The organism is Candidatus Propionivibrio aalborgensis, from assembly GCF_900089945.1.
Taxonomy (GTDB): domain Bacteria; phylum Pseudomonadota; class Gammaproteobacteria; order Burkholderiales; family Rhodocyclaceae; genus Propionivibrio; species Propionivibrio aalborgensis.
This window is the reverse complement of sequence record NZ_FLQY01000146.1, coordinates 1-10,941: the sequence shown is the minus strand read 5'-3', so window position 1 is coordinate 10,941 and position 10,941 is coordinate 1. Positions and strand designations below refer to the sequence as shown.

Annotated in this window: 13 protein-coding genes; 7 read left to right on the top strand and 6 right to left on the bottom strand. The window is 58.4% G+C overall.

The window, feature by feature from the left end:
- Positions 1-54 precede the first annotated feature (54 nt).
- The 4 genes from PROAA_RS08660 to PROAA_RS08645 form a co-directional block, all read right to left on the bottom strand.
- Complete coding sequence (locus PROAA_RS08660) at positions 55-342, bottom strand: XRE family transcriptional regulator (RefSeq protein ID WP_186410962.1); 288 nt, start codon at positions 340-342, stop codon at positions 55-57.
- Between the two features lie 2 nt (positions 343-344).
- Complete coding sequence (locus PROAA_RS08655; protein ID WP_186410961.1) at positions 345-686, bottom strand: type II toxin-antitoxin system RelE/ParE family toxin; 342 nt, start codon at positions 684-686, stop codon at positions 345-347.
- A 377-nt stretch (positions 687-1,063) separates the two neighbouring features.
- Positions 1,064-2,377 (bottom strand): NTP/NDP exchange transporter, encoded by a 1,314-nt coding sequence (locus PROAA_RS08650; RefSeq protein WP_222102174.1) that lies wholly within the window; start codon positions 2,375-2,377, stop codon positions 1,064-1,066.
- 11 nt (positions 2,378-2,388) lie between these two features.
- Positions 2,389-3,312 (bottom strand): aldo/keto reductase, encoded by a 924-nt coding sequence (locus PROAA_RS08645; RefSeq protein WP_186410960.1) that lies wholly within the window; start codon positions 3,310-3,312, stop codon positions 2,389-2,391.
- A 75-nt stretch (positions 3,313-3,387) separates the two neighbouring features.
- On the opposite strand from PROAA_RS08645, the gene PROAA_RS19385 reads away from it, so the two are divergent.
- From PROAA_RS19385 to acuI, 3 genes are all read left to right on the top strand, one after another.
- The gene (locus PROAA_RS19385; protein ID WP_425394006.1) at positions 3,388-3,534 is read left to right on the top strand and encodes a hypothetical protein; all 147 of its coding nucleotides are present in this window, start codon (positions 3,388-3,390) and stop codon (positions 3,532-3,534) included.
- Positions 3,535-4,332: 798 nt separating this feature from the next.
- The gene (gene acuR, locus PROAA_RS08635) at positions 4,333-5,007 is read left to right on the top strand and encodes an acrylate utilization transcriptional regulator AcuR (RefSeq protein WP_245664219.1); all 675 of its coding nucleotides are present in this window, start codon (positions 4,333-4,335) and stop codon (positions 5,005-5,007) included.
- 50 nt (positions 5,008-5,057) lie between these two features.
- Positions 5,058-6,041: an acrylyl-CoA reductase (NADPH) gene (gene acuI / locus PROAA_RS08630; protein WP_186410959.1), complete on the top strand. Its 984-nt coding sequence runs from the start codon at positions 5,058-5,060 to the stop codon at positions 6,039-6,041.
- Between the two features lie 249 nt (positions 6,042-6,290).
- Here acuI and PROAA_RS08625 read toward each other — a convergent pair whose 3' ends face one another.
- Both PROAA_RS08625 and PROAA_RS08620 read right to left on the bottom strand, forming a co-directional pair.
- The gene (locus PROAA_RS08625; protein ID WP_186410958.1) at positions 6,291-7,064 is read right to left on the bottom strand and encodes an EF-hand domain-containing protein; all 774 of its coding nucleotides are present in this window, start codon (positions 7,062-7,064) and stop codon (positions 6,291-6,293) included.
- An 87-nt stretch (positions 7,065-7,151) separates the two neighbouring features.
- Positions 7,152-7,433, bottom strand: coding sequence for a hypothetical protein (locus PROAA_RS08620; RefSeq protein ID WP_186410957.1), 282 nt, complete (start codon positions 7,431-7,433; stop codon positions 7,152-7,154).
- Positions 7,434-7,609: 176 nt separating this feature from the next.
- Between PROAA_RS08620 and PROAA_RS08615 the strand changes: the two genes are divergently transcribed.
- From PROAA_RS08615 to PROAA_RS08600, 4 genes are all read left to right on the top strand, one after another.
- Positions 7,610-8,296: a response regulator transcription factor gene (locus PROAA_RS08615; protein ID WP_186410956.1), complete on the top strand. Its 687-nt coding sequence runs from the start codon at positions 7,610-7,612 to the stop codon at positions 8,294-8,296.
- 210 nt (positions 8,297-8,506) lie between these two features.
- Positions 8,507-9,418, top strand: coding sequence for a HAMP domain-containing sensor histidine kinase (locus tag PROAA_RS08610; RefSeq protein ID WP_222102173.1), 912 nt, complete (start codon positions 8,507-8,509; stop codon positions 9,416-9,418).
- An 81-nt stretch (positions 9,419-9,499) separates the two neighbouring features.
- Entirely contained in the window at positions 9,500-10,180 is a 681-nt protein-coding gene (locus PROAA_RS08605) for a hypothetical protein (RefSeq protein WP_186410954.1), read from the top strand.
- A 250-nt stretch (positions 10,181-10,430) separates the two neighbouring features.
- Positions 10,431-10,799 (top strand): CidA/LrgA family protein, encoded by a 369-nt coding sequence (locus PROAA_RS08600; RefSeq protein WP_186410953.1) that lies wholly within the window; start codon positions 10,431-10,433, stop codon positions 10,797-10,799.
- The last annotated feature ends 142 nt before the right edge of the window (positions 10,800-10,941 follow it).

Sequence of the window (10,941 nt, the reverse complement as noted above, 5' to 3'; positions counted from 1 at the left end):
GATTGTTCGTATCTCCTGAAGACGGGAGCGGGCGTTCGCAGCCTCGCTGGCGAGTTACGCGGCAGAAAAACCGATATTGATCGTTTTCCCAAGTGCGGCAGCAGCGCTGGCCAGCGTCGTAAGAGTCAAGCTAGAATCCTCCTCATCAAGGAGACGATTCAAGGCGGCACGGCTGGTATGCATACGTTTTGCCAGCTCAGTTTTTGTGAGGTGCTGAGCTTTCATTTCCTCAGCGATTTGCCAAGCAATAACTCGTTTCAGCGCGACTGCGGTAACTTCTTCGAGCATCGCATCTTCGGCCAGAAGGTTATCAAAACTGCTGCCGATATTCTTTTTGCCCATGGTCATTTCCTTCGTAACTGCTTGAGACGATCTCTTGCAAGGTCGAGATCCGGTTTTGGTGTGGCCTGCTGCTTTTTTATGAAACTGTGTAGCAGCACCATTGTTTTTCCTTCTAGGACAAACAGAATGCGCGCTATACGGTTATTCAACTTGACCCGAACTTCCCAAATATCGCCGCCCAAATGATCCACCAAGGGCATTCCCAGCGGCCAACCATACTGCACCGTCTTGATATCCTCCCCGATGGCCTTGCGGTCAATCGGGGTTAGTTCCTTCAACCACTCTCGAACCGGTTCTTTGCCCGCATCGGTGCAGAAGAATCGAACATCAAGGACAGGATTCATGGTTTGGAGAGTATCAATATTGGTACGTTTGTCAAGCTAACCCAGCTTCTCGATCTGTAAATGTGTGTGGCGTTTGGCTGCGGCTGGTTTAGATTCCAGGCCGGCCAAACGATGCTATAGGGTCGGATGTCGACTTTGGCCAAGTGCTCGTCGGCGCCTGAACTTTGTTGCCTGACCTTCGTCCGGTGAAAAATCGGAGATCCTCATCCTCCGCGAATTGATTCCGCCAATACAGCTAGATCGCCGCGGAACCGGTCCGAAGATACCCTGCCGCGCGGGATACCTCCGTGATGGATCGGGGGGCCAGCATAATCGTTGGCCGCGCAGGGGGTATTGTTCGCCGGGATCCGGTGGGTAAGGGGTGCCCCGCGGCTTAACTATTTAACTGCTGGCGATGAATTTGCGGCGTCTTCTTCTTCGCTTCGCATGATGTTGAACTGTCGCCCCAGGTACGCGCCTGTGGCCGCCCACAGCACAGCGACCCCCGCTCCCACCACAGCTACCGCCGCCATTCCCAGTCCCAGGCCCTGGGTGAGGGCGGTGAATGCCCAGGCGTTGAGCATGTCGCCGCCCCGATAGATCACGATATCGATAACCGGCTTGGCCTTGAACCGGGTCTCCCGGTCGACGGCGGTAAAGAGAATTTCCCGGGCCGGCCGCGAGATGGCGTAGTTGCCGATGCGGCGCACAATTTGCATGGCGACCGCCACCGCGACCACCGGTGTTACTGCCAGCATCAACATGCCCCCGAACATCAGCACCGGGATACTGGCCAGGGTGAAGGGCAGGCCCAGGTGCTTCGCTATGCGTCCGGTGGCGAAGGCGCCGACCACCACGGTAAAGATATTGACTACCAGGTCCATACTGGCCCAGATTTGGGTGCGCGCTGCGCCGTCGTAATCCACCAGCAGGTTCTTGAGTTCGAAATACGCAAACGAGCCGATAAAGGTATAAAAAAAGATGAACAGGCCGATCATCAGCAGGTAGCGGCTTTGCAGGAACTCGCTGAAGCCGGCTAGTGCACCGCCGCCAATATTGTCAAAGGCGGCTGAGTTTGCGCTGTGCTTCTCGTTGTGCAGGTCGCTGCGCTTGAGTTGTTGCAGCCAGATGACGAGGGGCGGTGCCAGGGCGACCAGGGCGGCGGCCACCAGCAAGAGCGGGTCGGTGCCGAGGTCGCCAACCAGCAGCGTGGCCAGGGCCGGTCCGCCGATACCGCCGATGCTGGCACCGGCGCCGATAAAGCCGAACAGGCGGGTGGCCTGGGGCCGGGAGAAGGTGTCGGCCATGAAGCTCCAGAACACCGAGATATGGAACAGGCTGAACAGGCTTACCCAGACGTAGAAGGTCTTGTCCAGCAGCTCCTGCTCAACCAGGGTCTGGGTGCCGAGGTAAAAGAGCGCGAAGCTGGCGGCGAACAGCGCGTACACGGACGGCACCAGCCGGTGGATGCTGACCCTGGCTACCGCCGCGCCATAGAGGGATACCGCGAGGGTGCTGCAGATAAAAGTGCAAGTCCACAACCAGCTGACTTCGGCATCGGTCCAGTTGCTCGCCATGGCGTCCCGCACCGGTCGCAGGATGTAGTACGAGCCCATCAGGATCAGCACCAGGCCGAAGGACGCCAGGGTTGAGCGCACCTCGTTGGTTTCTATATCGCAGGCCCGGGCGAGAATGCGCTGCAGTGAATGCACCACCGGCGAGTCTACAACTGCTCGAACAGGCGCAGCATTTCGGCTCGCTGGCGTGCATCGGGCAGGCGGCCAAAATTGGCGCGCATATTGTCCACCATGTGGCGCACGCTGGCGGTTGCCGGGATGATGCAGGTCACGGCCGGGTGGCCCAGGATGTACTTGAGGTAGAACTGCCCCCAGCTGCTGCAGTCGAGCTCCGCTGCCAGCGCTGGCAGTTCCTTGCCGCGGGAGCGGGTGAACAGCGCGCCGCGCTGGTAGGGGCGGTTGATCATGGTGGCAATGCCGCGCTCGGCTGCCACCGGCAGCAATTCGCGCTCTGCCGCGCGATCCTCGATGTTGTAGCTGAACTGGACAAAATCAAGCGGCTGGGTGCGCATCACCTGCAGGAATTCGTCGTGGTCGCGCCCATGGGAGGTTGTGATGCCGATGTAGCGTACCTTGCCCTCTGCTTTCCAGTTCTTCAGCGTCTCCAGATGGGTTTGCCAGTCTTGCAGGTTGTGCACGGCAATCAGGTCGAAGCGCTCCACGTTCATGCGGCGGGCCGACTCCTCCATCTGGGCAATGCCCGGTTGCCGGCCCGTGGTCCAGACCTTGGTGGCGGCAAACAGTTTGGGCCGCTGGGGTAGGGCGCGCAGCACATCGCCCACGCGGGATTCGGAGTTGCCGTACATGGGGGAGGAGTCGATCACGGTGCCGCCGCCATCAAAGAACGCCTGCAGCACTTCCTGCAGTGTGGCCAGGGAAGCCGGATCTCCCTCGGTGTCGAAGGTGCCGGAGGTGCCCATGCCCATTACGGGCAGCAACTCGCCGCTGCTGGGTATGGCGCGCTGGATCAGGCGGAGCGTGGGGCTTGCCGACGCCTCGGCGCGCAGGCCCAACGCCTGGCTGATCAGGAGGCCGGCACTTATTTGCAGCAGCTGGCGACGCTTGATCATGATGCGATCCCTCCGTGGATTTGGGTGCTGAATGGGTGGACAGTGTTTCAGGAGCGCTGGTCAGGGTCAAGATGAATGCAGGTCGACGGCCTGACGCTGCAGTTGCTCAAACCGCTAGATAGCTTTCCGGATGTCGTGATTGGAGACCGGCGCATGCCGCCGCGCTCAAGTTCGTCCAGCAACATGCCGGCCACGATGGCTCCGGTGGCGCCCATCGGGTGACCCAGGGCAATCACCCCCGTTTACGTTCAGCTTGTCCTTGGGAATGCTCAGGTCACCGAAGTCCAGACGTATCATCGGCAAAGCGGATTGGTGCAGGCCACACACACCGGCACACCCTGTTGCAAACCGTTACTTGAGCTGGCGAGCTTGTGTCGTTATCTTGAGTACATGCGCTGACGAACGGCAGCCTAGACGGTCCAACCTCCCCGAAAAAGGGGTCGTTTCGAAAGACTCGCACTTCCCCTGGTATGGGTATTTCGCCGTCTTGTTCCACGCTTTAAAGCGAATCGAAGCTTAGGTTTCGACAAAAATACAAGAGGATACATAATGAAGAGACAGCTACAGCGATATGTGGGACGAATTGTCCGTCTCAACAAACGTGCTTATCAAGGAATCAAAGCGAAAGCGATTCGCAGAGACCATGCTTTGGAAAACTGCTTCGTGGTCGCAGGTATTAGTCTCGGGGTGCAGTTGATCTGCTATGGAGCAAACTCCCGAATTGTTGTCGACATTGCTGACGTGAGTTTAGTCTAGGCCTCGGTTGCCTAATTCCCACAATTCGGCCGAGGACAGGCCCTCGGCCAACGAAGTCATCGCCTCACGCGCAGTGCGAGTCCGTTGAGTCACTAACTCCGGCGATCCACATTGAGTGCACCGGGTCAATTTACGGTGAATGGCGTGAGCAAGCTACAGCATGCCGGTGCCCATCAAGGTCACGATTCCCGCACCTGCCGGGCATCTCCGAATCACATCCAAGCTTGGCAGCCAGCTCGCGTTCGGATTCGTGAAAGTGGTTCCTTGATTTATCTAGACGAATGGTCTAATATCCGCGATATGGAAAATCACAGCGCCACTATCCGCCGACGTGGTCGACCACCCAAGCGATTGGATGAACAGTCCGATACTCGCGAAATTCTCCTGCGTGCAGGCGTAGCGATTCTGACGAAGAAAGGTTTTTGCGCAACGGGACTTGACGAAATGTTGCGGAGTGTCGGCGTCCCGAAGGGATCGTTCTATCATTATTTCGACAGCAAAGAAGCCTTTGGTGCTGAATTGATTGTTCGGTACGGTGCCTATTTCGCGCGCAAGTTGCAGCGTCATTTGGGTGACGCGTCGCAGTCGCCTCTTGAGCGATTGAGAGCCTTCGTTTCCGATGCTCAGTCCGGAATGGCCAAGTACGGCTATACGCGTGGTTGCCTGATTGGAAATCTTGGGCAGGAAATGGGTGCGCTACCCGCATCCTACGGCGACCGATTGAGCGCGGTATTTGCAGACTGGCAGGAACGCGTTGCGCATTGCTTGTTGGCTGCGCAAGCGGCTGGTGAGATTTCGCAAGAAATTGACTGCGAGCAACACGCAGCATTTTTCTGGATCGGCTGGGAAGGGGCTGTGTTGCGGGCAAAACTTGAGCGCCAAGCCACTGCCCTGGTTATTTTTTCTGATGTTTTTTTTGCCGGGCTAAAGAGCCGCTAATTCTTTTGCCCTTTTATAGACGTTCGGTCTAATTCAGGAAGGAGTAGCAAATGTTTAGAGCAATCATGATTGAGAAGGACGAAGCGGGCTACCGTGCAAGCGTCAAGGATGTTGATGAGTCCCAACTTCCCGAAGGCGACGTGACCGTGCGCGTCAGTCATTCAACCCTCAACTACAAGGATGGCCTGGCAATTACTGGCAGAGGCCCGGTTGTGCGCAAGTTCCCGATGGTTCCCGGAGTCGACCTGGTCGGCACGGTCGAAGAGACCAGCCACCCGGCATATAACGTCGGCGACGCCGTTTTGCTGAACGGTTGGGGCGTCGGCGAAGGCCATTGGGGCGGGTTGGCTCAGAAGGCTCGTCTGAACGGTGAATGGTTGGTTCCATTGCCACCCCAATTTACAGGTCAGCAAGCCATGGCCATAGGCACCGCAGGCTATACGGCAATGCTGTGTGTGCTTGCACTTGAGCACCATGGCGTGACGCCAGACAAGGGCGAAATACTGGTCACAGGAGCGGCTGGCGGCGTTGGTAGCGTTGCCGTCTCGATTCTGTCAAAGCTGGGCTATACCGTCGTTGGGGTCAGCGGGCGCTTGGAGGAAAGTGACTACATCAAGAGCCTGGGTGCCAGCGAGGTTTTAGAGCGCTCGGTCTTCTCCTCCGCGGGAAAACCCATTGCTCGGGAGCGTTGGGCCGGCGCCGTCGATGTCGTCGGCAGCCATACCTTGGCCAATGTGTGCGCTACGACCAAATATCGCGGCATCGTGACCGCGTGCGGTCTGGCCGGTGGTATGGATTTCCCTGCGACTGTCGCCCCATTCATCCTGCGTGGGGTGACGCTGGTCGGGATCGACAGCGTCATGTGCCCACGTGCAGACCGCCTTGCCGCGTGGCAACGTCTGGGTTCAGATCTCGATGTATCCAAACTGGGCCTCATCACCAATGAGATCGGCCTCGCAGAGGCTATTCCCATGGCTACCAGACTGCTGGACGGACAGGTTCGTGGACGGGTTGTCGTTGACGTGAATGCCTGATCGCCGGTGATTTTTTCTCTGGGGCATGGGCTGCAATATTGGCCCACCTCCAGCGACAATGTTCGCTATCAGCCATGCTCTTACTTGGAAACGACCCGGCGTTTGTCAACAGCCAGAAAGGCGGCGTAAGGGATCAGAAGCGAAAGCGTCGTGTCGATCGTTACGCTGTCTGGCGTGCCGCACATTAGGATGCGCCGCAAAGCGTGGAGCACCAGCTCTACGGCAGCCCCGGTGCAACTTGCCCTATAACTACGCCGACGCCGACAGCGTTGAAAGCAGGCCGCTGTATTGGTTCTGGTCGTTGCCGATGTTGTAGGCTTGCATCAGCTTCATGATCTGCATCATGACCTTCGCCTCTGAATTGCCGCCCGACGACGGTGAGGAGGCCGAACCAATGCTGGAATCTGCGGACGCTGTAGGAACCGGACTGCTCGCGCCGCCGCTCGACTGCTGAAAGGCCATCGCTTCCTGGAAGCTGACTTTGCCGTCGCCGTCGGTGTCCGCTTGCTCGAAGTTCTGGACAATGCTGGACATCAACGCATTTCGGCTGTCAGACGTACCGATCTGATCGAGAGTGCTGGTCAGCTCGTCCTTGGTCATGCTCGGTCCACCGCCTGGCGGTGGCGGCGGTGGTGGCGGCCTGCTACCCATCCCCTCTGTCCCACCGGCCTGCATAGCCGTTTGCATACGGCCGTCGAAATATTGCTGGTCCAAAGCATTTTGAAGTCTTGCTAACGTATCGGTGAATTCCTGCTTGGAGACCTTTCCGTTGCTGTCCGCGTCAAGCGTTGAAAATAGCTCGTCGACGGTGGATGACGTGCTCGTCGTACTTGACGACGAACTGGATATCGACGAAATCTTGTCGAAGGCTGTCTGAAGGTCTGACTTCTGGATGAAACCCTGTCCGGAGGTGTCCAACTGGGAGAACAGCTCCTCGGCCATCTTCGTCGTATCTGGGCGTTGCCTCATGCCCTGCATCATCGAACTGTTGTAGCTGCTGCCAATACCTCCAATGCTGCTCATGATGTATTCCTTTCCAAGGTTATGAAACGACGCGCATCACGCTGCGACTGCAATCACTTCAATTCAAAACATCGGCCTGAAATCTGCCTATTGTTTTTGCGGTTGCGATCTGCCGCCCGGCGCATCCTTGGGCTTGCACGCGAGCGGTTTGCCTTCGGGCGCCCAGCAGGACCCTTTGACGGATCCGTGCGGGGAGGTAAAGCCGCATTCCTGGCCAGCACTCAATGACTTGCACGCGTCGAGCGCTTCCTGCGGTGGCTTGCGTGGACCGCCTTGATCCTCGGCCGGTTGCGCGAATAGAAGGCCAGAGGAACACGAGAGCGCGGCCAGCAGGCCGAGCCGGGTCAATATCTTGTTTGCGGATTTCATGAGATCACTCCATCTCTTGCGGGCCTTCCGGAATGTCAGGCCAACGCGATGCGTGCATTGTTGCCTTCGCTTGCGTTAAACGCGGTTAAGGGGCTGTAAAAACAAGTAAAAAAGGGCAGGATTTGCTGCCGGTGCCATAAGATTGCTGACTGCGTATTGGCGAAGGGGCAGGAGTGATGTCTGCACGTATTCTGCTGGTGGACGATGACGCCGAGTTGACCGAGTTGTTGCGGGACTACCTCGAACGTGAAGGCTTCGCGGTGCGTACCTCGCACGACGGGGCGACAGGCGTTACTGCGGCATTGAGCAATCGATACGACATCGTCGTGCTGGACATCATGATGCCTGGCATGAGTGGCATCGAGGCGTTGGCGCGGATTCGAGCCGAGAGCAGTATTCCGGTCATCATGCTCACCGCTCGCGGTGACGATGCCGATCGTGTCACCGGTCTCGAACTGGGGGCGGACGATTACGTCCCGAAGCCTTGTACGCCGCGCGAACTGGCAGCGCGCATCCGTGCAATTCTGAAGCGCACCAGTGCGGTGGCCGTCGCGCCAACCTTGCCAATTGTCGTCGGTACGCTGTCCGTATACCCCGCACAGCGGCGTGTCGAGCGGGCAGGGGTTCCTTTCGATTTCACCAGCACCGAATTCAATCTCCTTGAAACCCTGGCGCGAAATGCCGGCCAACCGGTGAGCAAGGCCGATCTTTCGCAGAAGGGGTTGGGCAGGCCACTGAAGCGCTTCGATCGGAGCATCGATGTTCATATGAGCAGTATCCGCCACAAGCTCGGCAATCTGGCCGATGGCCGATCCTGTATTCAAACGGTGATCCGCAAGGGTTACCAATTGATCGTCGAGTAGTAAGAAGCCATGGGCCGGCTCTTCTGGAAATTCTTCTTTTTCTTTTGGCTCGCTCAGGTGCTGACATCGATTGGCGTCGGTGTAGCCATTTGGCTGGATTGGCCTGAACGCAACGCCGAATCCGGATTGTTCGATCACCGTCCGCCGCCCCCTTCACTCTCCGAACCGAGGCATCGCCCACCGCCCCCACCTCATCCGGCGATACCACTCATGCCGATACTTTCCGGCAGCGTGGTGAGCCTGTTCTTCGCTGCCCTGCTGGCCTGGTATTTTGCCAAGCCGATTCGCGGGCTGCGCACCGCGTTCGAGTCCGTTGCCGACGGCAAGCTCCAGACGCGCATTGGTGCATCGATGGGGAATCGAAACGACGAACTTGCAGATCTCGGCAGCGACTTTGACCGCATGGCGAGCCGTCTCGAAAGTCTGCTCGAGTCCCAGCGCCATCTGTTGCACGATGTGTCTCACGAATTGCGCTCACCACTGGCCCGCTTGCAGGCAGCCGCTGATCTGCTCCGCCAGCAGCCGGACCGTGCTGCCGAGTACATCAGGCATATCGAACGCGACACAGAGCGCATGGACAAACTCGTCGGAGAATTGCTTACATTGGCCAGACTGGATTCCGGCATGTCCGGCAGTTTCGACGACATGCTCGACCTGCGTGACCTCCTTCCTGAAATCGTCGATAACGCCCGATTCGAGGCAGAGTGCAAGCATTGCGCCATCGAACTCGATATCGATGGCGCAGGGCTCGTGCGCGGCAGCCACGAGCTGCTTTACCGCGCGATCGAAAATGTCGTGCGGAACGCCGTGTTGTATTCGCCGGAAGGGGGGCATATATTGATTTCTGCCCGGACCATGGATGATCACCTGCGCCTGGCAGTGGCTGACAATGGGGCGGGTGTGCCTGAACGTGATCTTGCCGCGATCTTTGATCCTTTCAATCGTAGTGTTTCAGGTCGGCTGTCCGCTGGATACGGTCTCGGACTGGCGATTACGCGCCGGGTGGTCGAAGCGCATGGAGGCGCGGTTCACGCGGCCAATCGGCCGGAGGGAGGACTGGTCGTGGAAATGAAATTGAATTTGAATTTGGATTCGGAGTTGCCTGAAGGGCGAGCAATCTGAATGGGGTAAGGAACCAAGGCTCCAACACCGGTTTCCAAGCTCAACTTGGCTTCAAAAAAATCTAACCACGAGGAGAATGTGATGCAAAAAATGGCGAGAATCGCAGGGCTGACAGTAGCGGGTTTAATGGGCGTGACGGGTTGCGCAAGTGTGCCGCCGGGGCCAAAGGAGATGACATTTTTTGTGACCAGTGTCAGCCCTGGCAAGGGGGGTGACCTGGGTGGTCTGGAAGGTGCCGACCGGTACTGCCAGTCGCTTGCGCAGGCAGCAGGTGCGGGTGACCGCACGTGGCACGCTTACCTGAGCACGCAGGCACCGAAGTTGGCCGATACGAACTTCGTGAACGCGCGCGACCGGATCGGCACCGGGCCCTGGCAGAATGCCAAGGGCGATGTGATCGCGCGGAGTGTCGACGAACTGCACTCGGGGGACAACAATCTGACGAAGCAGACCGCGTTGAACGAGAAGGGCCAGCCGGTGAACGGCCGCACGGAGAAACCCAACATGCACGACATTCTGACCGGCTCACGGCCCGACGGGACGGCATTCCCCGGCGCGCCGTTCCCCGACATGACGTGCGGGAACTGGACCAAGAGCGGGGCCGACGGCGCAGCGATGACCGGCCATCATGATCGCGCAGGCCCGCTTGATGCTTCATGGGCAGTTTCCTGGAATTCGGCTCACCCGACGCTCGGTTGCAGTCAGGAAAAAATCCGCCCCACGGGTGGCGACGGATTGTTTTATTGTTTTGCGGTGAAGTAGACCAGTACCTGCCGGCCACGGGCGCAACGAATCGAAAGAATCGGCTGGAAGAACAGCGTGGCTAGCGAAGATTTCCGGTGCGCCGACTACGTGCAAGGCGCCCTGGCGGACTCGATATTTCTGGTCATCAGTCAATTGACCCGGCCATCGCTTCCATCGCCAGTAGGGCTGGAATAAGCTCTGCGTTTCGCGGCGCATCGTACCCGTATGGCGTCGTTTCCAACGCGCCGTGTTCACCGGGAGATGCATCATGCTGTTTGCGATTACGCTGCTCTTGCTGTTCCAACTGGCTGGCGAGGCCATCAGTCTGATATTCAATTTGCCGATACCCGGCCCGGTGATCGGTATGGCCTTGCTGTTCGCCGCGCTGGCGCTTCGTGGCGGGCCCGGCATTGAACTTCGTGAGACGGCGCATAGCCTGCTGCAACATCTTTCGCTGCTGTTTGTGCCGGCCGGCGTAGGCGTCATGCTGCACGGGCAACGCATGGCAGACGAATGGCTACCGATCGTCGTTGCGCTCGTCATCAGCACCTTCCTCACTATCGCGGTGACAGCCTGGGTCTTACGCATGCTGGTCAAGCGCAGCGTCAACCGGGACAGCGCGGAGCCTTTGCCATGACCCCGAGTATCAGCGAATTGTGGGTCTATCTTGCCGCGTCGCCTTTGCTTGGCCTTACGTTCACCTTGTTGGCCTACCAGGGCGCCTTGCTGATCAACAAACGTTGCAACGCAAATCCTCTGGCCAATCCGGTACTGCTGGC